The organism is Granulimonas faecalis (genome assembly GCF_022834715.1).
In the GTDB taxonomy this organism is placed as follows: domain Bacteria; phylum Actinomycetota; class Coriobacteriia; order Coriobacteriales; family Atopobiaceae; genus Granulimonas; species Granulimonas faecalis.
The window spans coordinates 1,408,787-1,424,366 of record NZ_BQKC01000001.1; the positions used below are offsets into that span (position 1 = coordinate 1,408,787).

The 15,580-nt window shown below is 69.2% G+C and carries 14 protein-coding genes, 1 tRNA gene and 1 pseudogene; 1 reads left to right on the forward strand and 15 read right to left on the reverse strand.

Features of this window, described 5'->3' with window-relative positions; all coding sequences use genetic code 11:
- Positions 1 to 20 precede the first annotated feature (20 nt).
- The 4 genes from OR600_RS06375 to OR600_RS06390 all read right to left on the reverse strand — a co-directional run bounded on the left by OR600_RS06375 (position 21) and on the right by OR600_RS06390 (position 3,842).
- Positions 21 to 353 (reverse strand): PTS sugar transporter subunit IIA, encoded by a 333-nt coding sequence (locus OR600_RS06375; protein ID WP_204408133.1) that lies wholly within the window; start codon positions 351 to 353, stop codon positions 21 to 23.
- Between the two features lie 104 nt (positions 354 to 457).
- Positions 458 to 751 (reverse strand): PTS sugar transporter subunit IIB, encoded by a 294-nt coding sequence (locus OR600_RS06380; protein WP_135977140.1) that lies wholly within the window; start codon positions 749 to 751, stop codon positions 458 to 460.
- Between the two features lie 150 nt (positions 752 to 901).
- A complete protein-coding gene (locus tag OR600_RS06385; protein ID WP_135977139.1) occupies positions 902 to 2,323 on the reverse strand; it encodes a PTS sugar transporter subunit IIC in 1,422 nt (473 codons plus the stop codon).
- Between the two features lie 115 nt (positions 2,324 to 2,438).
- Positions 2,439 to 3,842 carry a glycoside hydrolase family 1 protein gene (locus OR600_RS06390; protein WP_251163990.1) on the reverse strand — a complete coding sequence of 468 codons (1,404 nt, stop codon included), beginning with the start codon at positions 3,840 to 3,842 and terminating at the stop codon, positions 2,439 to 2,441.
- A 219-nt stretch (positions 3,843 to 4,061) separates the two neighbouring features.
- Between OR600_RS06390 and OR600_RS06395 the strand changes: the two genes are divergently transcribed.
- Positions 4,062 to 4,802 carry a GntR family transcriptional regulator gene (locus OR600_RS06395; RefSeq protein ID WP_135977137.1) on the forward strand — a complete coding sequence of 247 codons (741 nt, stop codon included), beginning with the start codon at positions 4,062 to 4,064 and terminating at the stop codon, positions 4,800 to 4,802.
- A gap of 113 nt (positions 4,803 to 4,915) precedes the next feature.
- Here the strand turns inward: OR600_RS06395 and OR600_RS06400 are convergent, their stop codons facing one another.
- From OR600_RS06400 to OR600_RS06440, 11 genes and pseudogenes are all read right to left on the reverse strand, one after another.
- Positions 4,916 to 5,815 (reverse strand): ROK family protein, encoded by a 900-nt coding sequence (locus OR600_RS06400; protein WP_251163992.1) that lies wholly within the window; start codon positions 5,813 to 5,815, stop codon positions 4,916 to 4,918.
- A 104-nt stretch (positions 5,816 to 5,919) separates the two neighbouring features.
- Positions 5,920 to 6,159, reverse strand: coding sequence for a GH32 C-terminal domain-containing protein (locus OR600_RS09970; RefSeq protein WP_373871650.1), 240 nt, complete (start codon positions 6,157 to 6,159; stop codon positions 5,920 to 5,922).
- Between the two features lie 234 nt (positions 6,160 to 6,393).
- A pseudogene (locus OR600_RS09975) lies at positions 6,394 to 7,044 on the reverse strand (glycoside hydrolase family protein); the annotation flags it as partial.
- Entirely contained in the window at positions 6,957 to 7,232 is a 276-nt protein-coding gene (locus OR600_RS09980; protein WP_373871651.1) for a hypothetical protein, read from the reverse strand. The gene OR600_RS09980 and the pseudogene OR600_RS09975, both read right to left, overlap by 88 nt.
- 187 nt (positions 7,233 to 7,419) lie before the next feature.
- On the reverse strand, positions 7,420 to 7,878 hold the full coding sequence (locus OR600_RS06410) for a PTS sugar transporter subunit IIA (RefSeq protein ID WP_251163993.1): 459 nt from the start codon (positions 7,876 to 7,878) through the stop codon (positions 7,420 to 7,422).
- Complete coding sequence (locus OR600_RS06415; RefSeq protein WP_309295239.1) at positions 7,778 to 8,098, reverse strand: LacI family DNA-binding transcriptional regulator; 321 nt, start codon at positions 8,096 to 8,098, stop codon at positions 7,778 to 7,780. The genes OR600_RS06410 and OR600_RS06415 overlap by 101 nt, the downstream gene beginning before the upstream one ends.
- 303 nt (positions 8,099 to 8,401) lie before the next feature.
- Positions 8,402 to 11,125 carry a valine--tRNA ligase gene (locus OR600_RS06420; RefSeq protein WP_265590851.1) on the reverse strand — a complete coding sequence of 908 codons (2,724 nt, stop codon included), beginning with the start codon at positions 11,123 to 11,125 and terminating at the stop codon, positions 8,402 to 8,404.
- Between the two features lie 135 nt (positions 11,126 to 11,260).
- Positions 11,261 to 11,917 (reverse strand): hypothetical protein, encoded by a 657-nt coding sequence (locus OR600_RS06425; RefSeq protein ID WP_135977131.1) that lies wholly within the window; start codon positions 11,915 to 11,917, stop codon positions 11,261 to 11,263.
- Between the two features lie 153 nt (positions 11,918 to 12,070).
- Positions 12,071 to 12,772, reverse strand: a complete 702-nt coding sequence (locus OR600_RS06430; RefSeq protein ID WP_135977130.1) for a hypothetical protein — start codon at positions 12,770 to 12,772, stop codon at positions 12,071 to 12,073.
- Entirely contained in the window at positions 12,769 to 14,247 is a 1,479-nt protein-coding gene (locus OR600_RS06435; protein ID WP_135977129.1) for a DUF2252 domain-containing protein, read from the reverse strand. The genes OR600_RS06430 and OR600_RS06435 overlap by 4 nt, the downstream gene beginning before the upstream one ends.
- Positions 14,248 to 15,466: 1,219 nt before the next feature.
- A tRNA-Arg gene (locus OR600_RS06440) sits at positions 15,467 to 15,542 on the reverse strand.
- Positions 15,543 to 15,580 lie beyond the last annotated feature (38 nt).

Genomic DNA, 15,580 nt, shown 5'->3' on the forward strand with positions numbered 1-15,580 from the left:
GCGTGCGGAGCCGTGGGGCCTTAGGCCTCCACGCCGTCCAGGCGCTTGTAGAGGGCGATGAACTCGAGGGCCATGATCTTCACGGTCTCGGTGCTCGCCATCTGGTCCTCGGCGTGCAGGAGGATGAGGGGCGCCTCGGCGTCGCGCTCGCCCGCGGCGTCGGCCTGGAGGAGCCTGAGGTGCACGTCGTGGCCGCCGGCGTAGGCAGTGTCGCCCTCGGCGATGAGGGCCTGGGCGCCCTCGAAGTCCCCCTCGCGGGCCTTGGAGATGGCGTTCACGTAGCACGACTTGGCCGTGCCCACGTAGCTGATGATCTCGAAGCAGGTGAGCTGGAGCTCGTTCATCTCGTCCATGGGTCTCTCTCCCTCCCGCCCGGCCGTGCCGGGCGTCTCTCGTCTAGAAAAAGGGGGCGCACCGCTGACGTGGCGCGCCCCCTCAGGTGCGTTCCGGTGCGCCCTTAGAGCTTGGCGAGGGCGTCGTCCAGGATCTTGGGGGCGTTCATGCGGCCGTAATCGACCATGGCGATGACGTCCACGGGCTTGTCGGTGGCCTTCTCGAAGTCGCTCCTAGCATAGCCGATCTGGGGGCCGAGGAGCAGGACGTCGGCGGTGTCGAGGGCCTCCATGGCCTCGGCCATGGGACGGGCCTCGATCTCGACGTCGAGGCCGCGGGTCTTGGCCTCGTTCTGCATCTTCTGGACCAGGAGCGAGGTGGACATACCGGCGTTGCACACGAGCATGATCTTCTGCATGGTTCCTCCTTAGCGGTTTCCGGGCCAGCGGCCCATGGGATCAGTGTAGGTGCGGCGCATGGCGCGGGGGTGGGGCCGTCGGGGAGCGCGGGGAGGCATGCCCCCGACGGTCGGGGATGGTGGTGCGGGGCCTCAGGGTCCCAGAAGGCCTTAGGCGGCGTTCTGCATCTCCTCGAGCTGCTTGGCCTGGGCGCGCTCGGAGACCTTCATGAAGGGGAGCCAGACTGCCATGCCGATGGCGATCTCGATGACCTGCCAGATTGCGGCGCGCCAGTCCATACCGGTGGAGAAGAGGGCGGAGAGGACGGGCGGGGTGGTCCAGGGGGCCTGGACGACGCAGGGGGAGATCCAGCCCATGCAGGTGAGGCCGTAGGTGACGGCGATGAAGATGTCGGGCAGGATCACGAAGGGAACCATGAGGGCCACGTTGTAGACGATGGGGTAGCCGTAGATGACGGGCTCGTTGATGTTGAAGATGCCGGGCAGGATGGAGAGCTTGGCGATGTCGCGGGACGCCTTGTTCTTGGAGAACAGGAAGGTGTCGAGCAGGAGCATGAACGTGCAGCCCGAGCCGCCGATGAGGGCGAAGGAGTTCACGATCTGCATGTTCATGTAGTGGTCGGCAGGGATGGCCTCGCCGGCGGCGTAGAAGGCCATGTTCTCGACGATGAGGACGGTGAGGATGGGCTCGGCCAGGACGCCGGAGATGGTGGACTGGTGGATGCCCAGGCAGAAGAGCAGGTTGGCCACGGTGTAGATGACGATGACCGCGAGCGGGCCGGCATTCATGACGTCCTTGAGGGGCGCGGAGACGCAGGTGGCGATGATGTCCATGAGGTTGGTGCCCCAGATGCCGTGGAGCAGGGCAGCCACCAGGGCGAAGATGGACAGGGTGAACAGCAGCGGGATCATGACGTTGAACGACTTGCCCACCGCCGGGGGCACGCCCTCGCCGAGGTTGATCTTGAGCTTCTCGACAGAGGAGATCTTGATGAAGATGGTCGTGGCGACGAGGCTCACGATGATGCCGGCGAACAGGCCGTTGGCACCGGTGTTGGTGGTGGAGATGACGCCGGTGGCGGCGGTGGTCACCGAGGCGTCCTCGGCGATGCCGAGGGTGCTGGCGATGTCCACGGCCTCGAGGGTCTGGGTGGCGGCCCCGGTCTCACCGGCGCTCACGGCGTAGGTGAGGTTGGAGACGGCGGTATTGACGGCCTGCGGGAACATGATGACGAGGCAGCAGACGCTCACCACGAGGCAGGCGATGGCGTTGCCGAAGCGCTTGTTCTGGGCGAAGCAGTAGCCGATGACGCCGCAGAGGAGGATGGCCGCGAAGGACAGGGTGCCCTGGGTGATGGCGTTTCCCCAGTACTGGGCGGCAGCGAGGCCGTCGCCGGTCAGGAACAGCGGGAACACGACGTTGTTGATAAGGACTGCGATGCCGGCCAGGATGTAGATGGGCATGATGGTGGCGAAGCCGTCGCGCAGCGACCGCAGGTGCACCTGGTTGCCGATCTTCGCCGACACTTCGGCGAACTTGTCGAGGAAGGCTTGACCCTTGCCTGATGCCATGGTGTCTCCTTAACTCTTTCTCTTCTTCGCTTGACTCTCTTGCTCTCTCAGAACGGGGCGGGCACCCGCCCCTCTCGCGCCCCGGCCGGGGCTCCCCTCCCCGGCCGGAAGGCCGTTACGAGACGATGTGGGAGGTGGCCACCTGGCGCATCCAGGCGGCGGAAAGCTTGGGGACGCGACGGTAGTTCTCCATGAGGTCGACCTCGATGAAGCCGTAGCGGTTCTTGAAGGCGTTGTTCCACGACCAGTTGTCGATGGCGCCCCAGTAGTGGTAGCCCACGCAGCGGGCGCCGTCCTCGATGGCCTTGGCGATCCAGGTGAGGTGCTGGCGCACGAAGTCGATGCGGTAGTCGTCCTGCACCTTGCCGGAGGCGTCGCGGTTCTTGTACTCGCCCTCGATGCCCATGCCGTTCTCGGAGACGAACCACTCGAGGTCGGGATAGTCGCGGGCGGCGGTCATGCCGAAGTCGTAGATGCCCTTGGGGTAGACCTCCCATCCGCGGCTCTCGTTCATGACGGCGTCGGGCCACACGTACTTGTCGGCGAAGACGGGGCAGCCGGCGTCGTCGACGTCGCGCGAGGGGGCCTGGACGCGGGTGGGCTGGTAGTAGTTGCAGCCCAGCCAGTCCACGGTGCCGCGGGCGAGGATGGCGTCGTCGCCGGGGCGCACCGGGAGCACGCAGCCGCGCTCGGCCAGGGTCTCCATGACGTCCGCGGGAAGCTCGCCCTTGGTGACGAGGTCGAGCCACCAGCGGTTGTTGATGCCGTCCACCATGCGCACGGCCTCGAGGTCGGCGTCGGAGGGGTCGTCCTTGGTGTAGGGCGGCATGAAGGCGTTGATGAGGCCGATGCGGGCGTCGTCGCGCACGAGGCCGGCGGACTGGGCCTCGCGGAAGGCCTGCACACCCTTGGCGTGGGCGATGGAGATGTTGTACTGCACCGTGCGGGCGCGGTTGAAGTTCTTGGTGAAGGGCCACCATACGCCCTCCTGGTAGCGCTGCTCGGGCTCGACGGTGGGCTCGTTGAAGGTGAACCAGTAGCGCACCTCCTGGCCGAACTCGGCGAACGCCTTGCGGGCGTAGTTCTCGTAGGCGTCCACGACCTCGCGGTTCTCCCAGCCGCCGCGGCGGAAGAGGTAGGTGGGCATGTCGAAGTGGTAGAGGTTCACGAAGATCTCGAGGCCGGCCTCCCCGGCGGCCGCGAAGAGACGATGGTACCACTCGACGCCGGCGGGGTTGAGCTCGCCGTCGCGGTCGAGCAGGCGGCTCCACTGGATGGAGGTGCGGAAGGTGGTGAAGCCGAGCTCCTCCTTGAGGAGGCGGAGGTCCTCCTCGTACATGGTCATGAAGTCGTTGCCCACGTAGGAGCCCACCTTGTTGTAGAAGTCGTCGATGTTCTCGATCGACCAGGTGTCCCAGAGGTTCTCGAGCTTGCCCCCCTCGGCCCAGCGGCCCTCGGTCTGGGGACCCGACATGGCCGCGCCGAAGAAGAAGTTCTCGGGCAGGGTGATGGGTTCCATGGTCCTCCTTGCACGTCTCGGTTGGTGCGGCCCGCGGGGTCCCCCCTTTTGGGTCGCGCTTCTTGGTGAGAATTGTAGCGATATAATTCTGCTTACACAGCGATTTTTTGAGAAATTGGGTTCTATTCGAGTGCGAGCGGTAGCTATCCCTCCGCAAGCGGTATTCTTCTTTTTGCACACAACTTGGGGACTCCCCCACCGGCCTCGAGGGGGGCAGCCATGTCAAAGTACGCAGAGATCGCCCAGGACATCCGTGCGTCCATCGAGGACGGGGCCATCGCCCCCGGCGAGCGGCTGCCCACGGTGGTGGAGCTCTGCGAGCTCTACGGGGTGAGCAAGGTCACCGTGCGCAAGGCGGTGGAGCTTCTGGCCGAGCAGGGCCTGGTCTCGAGCCGCCGGGGGTCGGGCACCTTCGTCAAGGCGACGCCGGAGTCCAAGGGGGTGGACGGGCGCCATGCCGGCGACACCCTCTACATAGGCCGCACCGACCGCTCCATCGGCTTCACCAACGAGCACGCCCACCAGGGCGAGGTCTCCTCGGTGGTCCACCTATTCGCCATCGAGGTGCCCCCCGCCGAGGTGGCGGCCCGACTCGACCTGGGCGACGAGGACTTCTGCTACCACGACGTGCGCACGCGCCTCCTCGACGGCGTGCCCCTCGTCATCGAGGACACCTATATGCCCTTGGAGCTCGTCCCCGGCCTCAAGCGGCACCACGTGGAGGGTTCCATCTACAACTACCTGCGGCAGGACCTCGGGCTGCACTTGGCGAGCTTCCACCGCATCGTGCGGGCCGTGGCGGCCACGGCCGAGGAGGCCGGGCGCCTGGACATCGCCGAGGGGGACCCCCTGCTCGAGCTGGAGCAGATCGGCTTCCTGGACTCGGGCGCCCCCTTCGAGTACTCGGTCTCGCGGAACGTGGGCAGCCGCTCCGCCCTGCACACCATCAACATCACCTAGGCCGCCGGCAGCGAGGACGCACAGCGCCCACGGCAGGAGGCCCGGACCCCAGCGCTGGGGACCCGGGCCTCCGTCATGCAGGGGCCTTATGGGGAACGGCCGCCTCGGGGCCGCTACTCCCCCGCCGCCTCCAGGGCCTCGACGCCCAGGGCCGTGCAGCCGAGGATGCCCTGGTCGCCGCCGCAGCCGGCGGGCACGATGTAGCTGTCCTGCGCCTTGACCTGCTCGGTCTGGATGTAGCCACCCAGGAGCTCGGTGAACTTGTTGCGCACGAGCGGGAAGAGCTGCTCCTGCTTCATGACGCCGCCGCCCAGCACGATCTTCTCGGGCGAGTAGACCATGACGTAGTCGACGAGGGCCTCGGCGATATACTCGCTCTCGAGCTCCCAGACCTCGGCCTTGTCGGCGAGGTCGACCCCCTTGGCGCCCCAGCGGGCCTCGATGGAGGGGCCGGAGGCCAGGCCCTCGAAGCAGGAGTCGTGGAAGCCGCAGACGCTGGCGCCGGTGTCGTAGGGGCGCTTGCGCAGGGAGATGTGGCCGGCCTCCGGGTGCAGCATGCCGTGGAGGAGCTTCCCGCCCACCATGACGCCGGCGCCGATGCCCGTGCCGATGGTGATGTAGACCACGGTGCCCAGGCCCTTGGCGCACCCGAAGGTGGCCTCGCCGAGGCAGGCGGCGTTGACGTCGGTGTCGTAGCCGCAGGGCACGTCGAGGCCCCTCCTGAGGGTGCCGAGGAAGTCGAAGTGGCGCCAAGCCGTCTTGGGAGTCTCGAGGATCCAGCCGTAGGTATCCGACTCCGGGTCCACGCCGGTGGGGCCGAAGGCGCCCACGCCGAGGGCGTCGATGTCCCTCCCGGCGAACCATGCCACGATGGCCTCGCAGGTGGGGCCGGGCTCCCCGGTGGGGATCTCCTCGCGCTCTAGGACCTCGCCCTCGGGGGTGGCCACGGCCATCACCATCTTGGTGCCGCCGGCCTCGAGGGCTCCGATGCGCAGGGACTTCTTCTCGGACATGGGTCTCCTCCCTGGGTAGGTGAACGAGAGCGATATGCCTTACTAACTGTAACGATACAGTTTTGATCGCGGTCCACCGATGACGACGGAAACCTGAACAGTTTCTACAAGGTGAGCGGTACCTCCAGGGGCCACAGGCGGGAGCGGGCGCCCGGCGCCTCCACGGCCACGGAGTAGGACGATGGGTAGTAGCGGGTGGAGAACACCTGCTCCCCGCCGTTGCAGAAGACCTCCACCAAGGAGGCGTCGCCCACGACGTGGAACGACCGGAGGGCCGGCACCGCCACGCGCCGCTCGCCGCGGGCGCCGCCCATGGAGCCGCGGGACCGGTCGCGAAACGCCATGGCCACCTCGCCGACCGCGGCGTTGTAGGTGACGTCCAGGCCGCCGGCGAGCGTCACGGCACACCGGGGGCCCCGGATGCCCGACACCTCGAGGTCGAAGGCCGGGAGGCCCTCCGCGCGGAGCGACCCCTCCCCCTCCAGCACCGGCCCGCGAAACCCGGCGAGCTCGACCACGGGGCGCTGGAGGACGGTGCGGCCGTCGGTGACCACCTCGCGAGGCAGTGTAAAGCAGTGCTGCCAGCCGTGGTCCACGGTGGAGTTGGCGTGGTCGGGGCAGTCCGCCATGCCCATCCACCCTATGAGGATGCGCCGACCGTCCTCGGCCTCGAAGGTCTGGGGCGCGTAGAAGTCGAACCCGGCGTCCCACAGCGTGAACTCCCCCAGCGAGCAGGGACCGAGGAGCGACCCCGAGAAGGGCATGTGGCCGCTCGGGTACACGTTGGCGCCGGCGGCGGGCCCCTCCATGCCCTGGGGGCTCACCGAGAGCACCGCCAGCGGCGGGGCGGCGGGGTCGAAGCCCGGCGCGCGCGTGGCCTCCGCGGCCCCCAGCACGAGGAGGTCGGGGCACTCCCACATGTAGCCCAGGGGCCGCTCGGAGGCCACCGTGTTGGCGAAGGCCCAGTGCACGAGGTCGTCGGAGCCGTAGACAAGCACCTCGCCGCGGTCGCGGTCGCGGTCCGCCCCCTTGGCCCGGGCGCCCAGGAGCATGAGGAAGGCGGGGCCGCCCTCCCCCGGGTTGGCCAGGACGCGGGGGTCGCGCACATGGCAGGTGACGGAGGCGGGGTAGTCGTCCACCGTCATGACCAGGCGCTTGGAGCCAAAGACGCCGCCGTCGTCGCTCTCCACGAGCACGGTGTTGGACTCCCGGCCGTCGAGCACGTAGTCGAACTCGCGCCCGGGTTCCTCGCGCTTGACGTTGCCGGCGTAGAAGGCGTGGATGCGGCCCCGTGCACGACGGAGGACCCCGAGTAGACCCCGTGGCAGTCGAAGGGCGAGTTCTGGTAATACGCGTGAAACACGCCGTCCTTCTGGCAGAGGCCGTTGGGGTCGTTGAGCCAGCCGGCCTCGGGCATGAGGTGGAACCGCTGGGACCAGGGCCCGTGGCCGCGATGGGCGGCCTCCTCGGTGCGGGCGCGGCAGAGTCGTGCGAGGTCTCGGGTGAGGGAGTTCACCGGTTGATCTCCAATGGTCGGGTGTCGGGTACGGGCCGGGCCTGGGCGCCGGCCGCAGCCGGGGCCCGGGCCCTCGGAGACAGGCGTCTCAGCCCTTGCGGGCAAGGCCCATGACGTCGCTCTTGCCCGGCTCCACGGGGGCGGAGAGGTCGAGGCGCTCCACGTCGAAGTCGTAGGCGTTGGAGACGATCATCATCGTGGTGGCGGGGTAGCCGGCGCGGCGCACGGCGGAGAAGTCCACGTCGAGGAGCGGGTCGCCCGCGGCCACGCGCTGGCCCTCGGAGACGAGCTTGGAGAAGCCCTCCCCCTCCATCTTCACGGTGTCCACGCCCACGTGGATGAGGATCTCGGCGCCGGAGCCGCTGGTGATGCCCGCGGCGTGGCCGGTGTCGAAGACCGTGCTCACGGTGCCGCCGCACGGGGCCACCACGGGGAGCCTGTCGGCCTCACCGGGGTCGATGGCCACGGTGGGACCCGGGATCTCGGCGGCGAAGGTGGGGTCGGCGATGTAGGCGGCGGCCGCGGGGGACCCGGCGAGCGGGGCCACGAGGGTCTCGGCGGCCAGGAGCGCCGGGGCGGCCGCGGGAGCGGCGGCGGGCTCGGAGGCGGAGGCCTCGTCGGCCTTGACGCTTCTCAGCAGAGACGTAGCCGTCGTTGAGGTAGCGCGAGACCATGGCGCTGCTCACCCCGGCGATGCGGGCGACATCCTTGATGGTGGCCACGGTCCTGCCCCTCTCCCCGCTCATCGACCCCACGGTCGACGCCATAGTAGCTGAAAAACGGGACCGCCACGAAGGCGGGGCGGTCCCCGGGACCCCACTGCGACAGGGCCCGCCGGTTGGGCCCTACGCTTGGCCCTCGGCCCCATGCAAGGGCGCCTGCGGCATGGAGAGCGATCGACGGCCGCCGCCTCACCCCATGCCAAAGCGGCCTGCGGCATGGGTGCGGGGGCCAAAACCCATGCCGGAGCGGCCTTTGGCATGGGCCGCCCCGCAAAAAGACACCCCGCGGGACCAGCCCGCGGGGTGCCTGGAACCCGAACGTCCTCCCTGGGAGGAAGCCGCCCGTCCCTACTCCGAGAGGTCCTCCAGCTGGGAGCTCAGGCGGGAGAGCGTGACCTCGAGCTCCTCCTTGCGGGCCCGCTTGGCCTCCACGACCTCCGGGGCCGCCTTGGCGAGGAACCCGGGGTTGCCGAGGGTGCGCTCGATGCCGGCGAGCTCGCCGGTCACCTTCTTGACCTCCTTCTCCAGGCGCTTGGCCTCCTCGCCGAGATCCACGAGGCCCTCGAGCACCACGTAGGCCTCGAAGCCCGGGGCCACGAACGAGACGGAGTTGGCGGGCTTCTCGGCGTGCTCGCCCACCACCAGCGACGAGAGGCGGCCCACCTCCACGAGGAAGTCGCGCTGGGCCTCGAGGCGGGCGGCGTCGGCCGGGGCGGCCTTGACCACCACGTCGACCTCGGCGCGAGGGCTCAGGCGATAGCGGGCGCGCAACGAGCGCACACCGGAGACGAGGGCGCGGGCGATCTCGAAATCGGCCTCGGCCTCGTCGTTGACGTAGGCCCCGTAGGCCGCGGGCTCGGGCCAGGCCGAGAGCATGAGGAAGCGGCCGTCGTGGGACGAGTCGCAGCCGGTCTTGGCCGCCTCGGCGAGGTCGAGGGCGGAGGCGGGCATGGACTCCCAGACCTTCTCGGTCACGAAGGGCATGACCGGGTGCAGCAGGCGCAGCGAGGTGTCGAGCACAAAGACGAGGTTGCGTTGGGCACCCACGCGGACCTCGGGGTCCTCGGACTGCAGGCGGCCCTTGCAGAGTTCGATGTACCAGTCGCACACCTCGTTCCAGAAGAAGCCCTGCAGGCCGCGGGCGTAGTCGCCGAAGCGGTACTCCTCGAGGCACGCCGTGGTGTCCGCCACCTGCTTGGCCAGGCGCGAGAGCATCCAGGCGTCCTCGGGCGTGGCGGCCACCGGGGCGCCGGGCTCGAAGCCCTCCATGTTCATGAGGGCGAAGCGGCAGGCGTTCCAGATCTTGGTGACGAAGGCGCGGGCCTGCTCGGTGCGGGGACTCGACTCGAAGGCCCCGGTCTTCTTGTCGAAGGTGGCGTCAAAACGCACGTCCTGGTTGTTGGTCACCAAGGTGAGCAGGTTGTGGCGCATGGCGTCGGCACCGTACTTGGCCATGAGGTCCATGGGGTCGACGCCGTTGCCCTTGGACTTTGACATGCGGCTGCCGTCCTTGGCGAGGATGGTGGCGTAGATGACCACGTCCTCGAAGGGAATCCGGTCGCAGAAGTACAGCGAGCTCATGATCATGCGGGCCACCCAGAGCGCGATGATGTCGCGAGCCGTGACCAGGGCCTTGGTGGGATAGTGGCCGGCCATCTCCTCGGGGTGCTCCGGCCAGCCCTGGGTGGCGAAGGGGAAGAGCTGCGAGGAGAACCAGGTGTCCAGCACGTCGGGGTCCTGGTGGACGTGGCGGCCGCCGCACTCGGGGCACACCTCCACGTCGTCCATGGAGGCGTCCTCCCAGCCGCAGTCCTCGCAGGTGAAGACGGGGATGCGGTGGCCCCACCAGAGCTGGCGCGAGATGCACCAGTCCTTGAGGTTCTCCATCCAGGTGAGGTAGGTCTGCTCCCAGCGCTTGGGATGGAAGGTGACGTCGCCCGAGGTGACGGCCTCGGTGGCCGGGCCCTTGAGCCTGTCCACGGCCACGAACCACTGCTCGGAGAGCCAGGGCTCGAGCGCGGTGTCGCAGCGGTAGCAGTGCATGACGGAGTGGTCGTGGTCCTCGACGTGGTCGAGCAGGCCGTTCTCCTCGAACCAGGCCACCACGGCGGCGCGGGCCTCGTCGCGGTCCATGCCGGAGAACTCGCCGTAGCCGTCCACCACGTGGGCGTGCTCGTCGAAGACATTGATCTTCTCGAGGTCGTGGGCCTCGCCCATGGCGAAGTCGTTGGGGTCGTGGGCCGGGGTCACCTTGACGAAGCCGGTGCCGAAACCCGCGTCCACGTGCCAGTCGGCGAAGATGGGGATCTCGCGGCCCACGATGGGCAGGACCACCGTGGCGCCCACGAACCTTGAGGCCTCGGGGTCGTCCTGGGAGACGGCCACACCGGTGTCGCCGAGCATGGTCTCGGGGCGCGTGGTGGCGACGACGATGTGGTCCTTGCCGTCCACGGGCTCCTTGAGCGGGTAGCGCAGGTACCAGAGGCGGCCGTGCTCGTCCTTGTACTCGGCCTCGTCGTCGGAGATGGCGGTGCAGCAGTTGGGGCACCAGTTGACGATGCGCTCGCCGCGGTAGATGAGGCCGGCGTGGTACCAGTCGCAGAAGACCTTGCGCACGGCGTGGGAGAACTGCGGGCTCATGGTGAACTGCTCGTCGGCGAAGTCCGCGGAGCAGCCCATGCGCTTGATCTGCTTGACGATGGTGCCGCCGTACTCGCGGGTCCAGTCCCAGCAGGCGTCCACGAACTTCTCCCGCCCCAGCTCCAGGCGGGAGACGCCCTGCTCCTTCAGGCGCTTGTCCACCTTGGTCTGGGTGGAGATGCCGGCGTGGTCGAGGCCCACGATCCAGCGGGTGGAGCGGCCGGCCATGCGGTTGTAGCGGATGAAGGCGTCCTGGATGGTGTCGTCGAGGGCGTGGCCCATGTGGAGCACGCCGGTGACGTTGGGGGGCGGGATGACGACGGTGCAGTCGCCCGTGCCCTTGGAGCGCTGGTAGCAGCCGGCGTCGATCCAGCGCTCGACGAGCTGCGGCTCGGTCGTCTGGGGATCGTAGGTCTTGGGCATGTCGGTCACGGATGGCCACCTTCCGGTTCGCAGGGCAGGGCAACGCGTGTCATTGTACCCGCAGCGACGCGGCGCCGGGCCGCTCCGTCGCCTCGGACGGGCCGGCCCGGCGCCGCGTTCCCGCGCGTCTGGGAGGGCGAAGGGCTACTCGATGTCGTCCTCGTCGGCGTAGGAGGCCTCGAGCATCTGGGCGAAGGCCACAGGGTCGGCGGTCTCCTCGGCGGTGAAGACGCCGTCGTGGCGGGCGTCCTCGCGCAGGTCCTCGATGGCGTCCACGAGGTCGTCGGCCTCGGGGCCGTCGGGGATCTCGGCAGCCACCATGACGGCGAGCTCCCCGTCGTCGAGCTCGGACTCCTCGGCAAAGCCCATGTCGACGAGCTTGCGCGAGGTCACGGGCACGTCGTCGTAGGAGGTGTCGGAGAGGCGGGCCCGGCCGTCCTCGACGGTGACGGTGGCCTTCTCGCGGGTGAGGGAGTCGGCGTCGACGTCGTACTCGTCGATGTCGAAGGCGATGGCGGCGGAGGCGTCCTCGAGGGCCTTCAGCAGGCGGCCGGCGTCCTCCACAGAAAGCGAGCCGCAGAGGCAGGCGGCGGCGTCCTCGTCGAAGCCGTCGTCGGTCTTGCCGCTCACCTGGTAGACGGTACGGCCGCCCTCCTCGTCGGAGCCGTAGACCGACGTGATGCCGTAGGTGAGCCTCGCCTCGTCGTAGCCGTCGAGGGTGGCGTCCCAGAGCGACTTGAAGGCGGGGTCGCCTATGACGGACGTAGCGATGGACATGGTGCCGTAGAACGCAGTGGCCATGGGTGTTCCTTCCTGTGGGCGTGTGCTGGGCCCTACGTACCCGTTTGCCGCGCCGCACGACGGGGGCCGCCCGCGCGGCACACAAAGGCTTCCGCGCACGGGGTGCGGGCGGTGTAGGTGCGCGGGACGGCGATGGGTCCCGAGAGGCCTCCCCTACCCCCGGTGCGCCGCCGGGGCGTCGCCGCGCTCCGTGCCGGGGTCGTCGCCGATGGTGCGCAGGCCGTCGTCGGGGGCAGGGACGTCGTCGAACCAATACTTCCACTCCCGGAAGGGCGTGGCGCCGGTGGCCCCTGTCACCGCCTCGAAGGCGTCCTTGGGCACGAAGGTGCGCAGGCCCGCGCCAGAGACCGTGGTGAGGCGCACGCCGCCGGCGGCCAAGGCCTCCTCCACGAAGGCGAGGCAGTTGTGGGTCACGAGGTCGTAGGTGCCGGGCGCGGCCTTGACCCCCTCGGCGTAGTCGGCCACGGCACGGCCGGCCTTGGAGGGGGCCGTGAGGGCGACGGCGCAGTCCACGTGCTCGTTCCACCAGTTGCCGGGGTTGCCGTGGACGATCCAGCCGGAAGCCCGGCGGAGGGCGGCGAAGGTCTCCGGCTCCCGCAGGCAGGCCATGGACGCCGGGGCCTTGAGGGCGTTGCCCCGGCGGTAGTAGGAGTAGGTCATGAGGTCGCCCGCGGACGGCCCCACGGCGAGGATGGCATGGCCCTCGTCGAAGGCCGCCATGAGGTTGAAGAGCACGAGGAGCGTGTAGGAGCCCGCGGGCACCGGGGCCCAGTCGCGCTCGGGCACGGCCTGCTCGCGCTGCACCCGGCGGGCGTGACGGCGGGTGAGGTACGTGTCGACGGTTCCGAGGCTCATGAGGCCTCCCCCTTCCCCGTGCCGGCCGCGCCGGCGACGTGGTCCATGAAGACGCGGTAGTCGCACTCGTTCTGCTCGGCGTAGGCCTCGGCAAAGGCGCAGAGCGCGCGGTCGGCCGCGTCCGAGGTGCCGAGGTACCCGGCGATGGCCCCGCGGTCGCCGGAGCGCGCGTGGGCGCGGGCGAGGGTCCAGGCGCAGAGCTCTCCGTAGAGCGCGAGGGTGTCGGCGTCTATGGCGTCCAGGTCCACCGTGGCCTTCCAGTCCCAGAGCTGGCGCACGTAGAAGGAGCGGCCCGGGGCGCCGGGGACGGGGACGTCGGCCCAGCCGAGGAGCACGTCGCCGGTGGCCTGCATGAGGCGCTGGCCGCGCACCACGCGCTCGCCGCCCCGGTAGCGCGGCGCGAGGCCCGTGTAGCGCGAGAGGCACGACTCCCCGGCCTCCTTGAACTGCAGCACGAGCGGGTCGTCCACCTGGCGGCCGGAGAGGGCCACCACCCAGTTGCGCATACCCACGCTGCCCACGCCCACGACCTTGAGGGCGGCGCCCACGTAGGCGTAGCGGTCGATGAGCCCGCGGTTCTCCGGGGCGAGGGATGAGCGGTAGGCGGAGAAGAGCTCGGCGAGGGAGCGCGGAAACCGCTCTACGTCGCCCGCGGGAAGGAACCGGTCCAGCGGCACGATGGCGGGCGGGTCGAACACGATGCGCCGGTCGGCGCCCTCCCCTTCCACGAGCTTTCTGAAGGCACGGGAGTTGTCCTTGGCAAAGGCCGCGGCGAGGCCCTTGGCCACCTGGCGGCGCTCCTTCTTGGAGGCGTCGGCGGAGAGGGCGTCGAGGAGCCCCTGGACGTCCACGTGGGTGTGCCAGATGGAAAGCGCGCCTTGGTGGGCGAAGTATGCCATGGCCTCGCGGTAGGCCGCGGCGCAGGCGAGCGCGGCGTCGTGGGCGGTGGCCGCCCCGAACCCGCGGCTGCGGGCGCAGACGGCCACGCTCGAGACCATGCGCTTGACGTCCCACTCCCAGGGGCCGCGGGCCACCTCGTCGAAGTCGTTGAGGTCGAAGACCAACGCGGACTCCGGCGAGCGGTAACCGCCGAAGTTGCCGATGTGGGCGTCGCCGCAGGCCTCGACGATGAGGCCCGTGGACGGCGTCGTGGAGAGGTCCGCGGCCATGGGCAGCGCCGTGGCGCGGAAGTAGGCGAAGGGCGAGGCGGCCATGCGGCGGTGGCGCTCGGGGATGAGGGCCTGCAGGCGGCCGCGCTCCTGGGAGAGGATGAGGTCCAGGGCCGACGTGCGGTCGGGCACGACCTCCCAGCGGGCGAGAGAGCTCCTCGGGCAGCGCTTGCGCAGCGAGCGGCCGGTGTCGCGGGCCTCGACGAACCCGGAGAAGCGCCGGAGGGTGGCGTCGGGGATGGACGGCTCCGAGGAGCCGGCGAAAGGCGACGGCCGGTCGGGCTGCGTGCTGCGGGACTGTGCCATGGGGGCTCCTGGCTGCGGGTGCGGGTGCGGGTGCGGGTGCGGGTGCGGGTGCGGGTGCGGGTGCGGGTGCGGGTGCGGGTGCGCAGGGAGGGTACCCGGTTTGGCGGCGGCCGTGCGCCGGGGCCGCCGGCCAGGCGTGACAGCGGTGCCTGGCCCATCTGTCACTTCGCGTATTTCTTGTTTGATGTAATGGGCGCCGACTCGCTCCCTGCGGGCGAAGTTTGTCCCAGGTTCTCAAGGCCGATCCTCGGGGTCTCTCTGGACGTTTGGTACTTTTCGGTACATATCCTGATCTAAACCACCAAACGACATGCCATTTGGTGGTTTTCGGGGCCCCGCGGAGAGAAAAACCACCAAACGGCTGCGGGGCCGAGTTCACAGGGCCGGCCTCGACATGGCTGCGGACCATGCCGAGCAGTGCGCCCAACCGCTCCGCAGGACCCCACATGCCGCAGACGATACCCGCAGGCATGCCCGCCGCTGCGGCTGCGGTGTCGGCATTGCCAACCAAATTGACAGCTGCGAGCACACAATCGTGGTAGCTGTCTGCCCGTGATCAGACACCGGCAGGCAGCCTTTTGAGTGTCAAGGACGAGGCCATCGGAACGCACCGAGCTCCCTAGCGACGCGACGATGATGTTGGCACCCAGAATCGCTTGGCGGGCGGTTCGCCGGTTGCGAAGGCGCAGGCCATGGCGTCTTCAGGTCCACAGAGCTGAGCACGCGGTGGGAGTCGCAGAGGGTGAGGGCCGTGGAAGTGTCATCACCCCTTGTCCTCTTCTTTCTTTTCAGCAAACTCTGCCATGTCTTCCAGCCCAGTGATGTCACAGGCATGCGCGACGACTCGTGCGTGGGACAAAAGTGTCCGGGTGTTGGGACAGGGTGTTGGGACAGGGCAGACGGGCGCCCTCTAGGGTCCCCCTGCTACGCCGGTGTGGCGCATGGTCTTGATGAAGGGGGACGGTCTCACCCTGCAAAGGGGGCTTGCGGCCGAAAAGCCCCCTTTAAGGGGCCCATGGACCAACGGGGGCTTGGTACTCCCCCTCTAACGGAGGAATGGGACAAGGGCCTCCAACAGAGGCGCCCTAGAGGGCGTGCCTGTGCCACGCCCACCCTACAGGGCGGCTGCGACGCACCGGACGCAGACCGCACACCCCCCCCCGCCATGGCAAAAGCCCCCACGGCCGGCTTGCGGCCACGGGGGCTCTCCTCAAGGTCATGGTGCGCCCAGGCGGATTCGAACCGTCGACCATCGGTTTAGAAGACCGGTGCTCTATCCACTGAGCTATGGGCGCGTTATCTGGACCTTGCAGCTCCAAACAGCGCCCATTCT

Coding starts and splice junctions, on each gene's coding strand:
- OR600_RS06375 (WP_204408133.1), bottom strand. CDS start 353: ATGGACGAGATGAACGAGCTCCAGCTCACCTGCTTCGAGATCATCAGC.
- OR600_RS06380 (WP_135977140.1), bottom strand. CDS start 751: ATGCAGAAGATCATGCTCGTGTGCAACGCCGGTATGTCCACCTCGCTC.
- OR600_RS06385 (WP_135977139.1), bottom strand. CDS start 2,323: ATGGCATCAGGCAAGGGTCAAGCCTTCCTCGACAAGTTCGCCGAAGTG.
- OR600_RS06390 (WP_251163990.1), bottom strand. CDS start 3,842: ATGGAACCCATCACCCTGCCCGAGAACTTCTTCTTCGGCGCGGCCATG.
- OR600_RS06395 (WP_135977137.1), top strand. CDS start 4,062: ATGTCAAAGTACGCAGAGATCGCCCAGGACATCCGTGCGTCCATCGAG.
- OR600_RS06400 (WP_251163992.1), bottom strand. CDS start 5,815: ATGTCCGAGAAGAAGTCCCTGCGCATCGGAGCCCTCGAGGCCGGCGGC.
- OR600_RS09970 (WP_373871650.1), bottom strand. CDS start 6,159: ATGGCGTTTCGCGACCGGTCCCGCGGCTCCATGGGCGGCGCCCGCGGC.
- OR600_RS09980 (WP_373871651.1), bottom strand. CDS start 7,232: ATGCCCGAGGCCGGCTGGCTCAACGACCCCAACGGCCTCTGCCAGAAG.
- OR600_RS06415 (WP_309295239.1), bottom strand. CDS start 8,098: ATGGCGTCGACCGTGGGGTCGATGAGCGGGGAGAGGGGCAGGACCGTG.
- OR600_RS06425 (WP_135977131.1), bottom strand. CDS start 11,917: ATGGCCACTGCGTTCTACGGCACCATGTCCATCGCTACGTCCGTCATA.
- OR600_RS06430 (WP_135977130.1), bottom strand. CDS start 12,772: ATGAGCCTCGGAACCGTCGACACGTACCTCACCCGCCGTCACGCCCGC.
- OR600_RS06435 (WP_135977129.1), bottom strand. CDS start 14,247: ATGGCACAGTCCCGCAGCACGCAGCCCGACCGGCCGTCGCCTTTCGCC.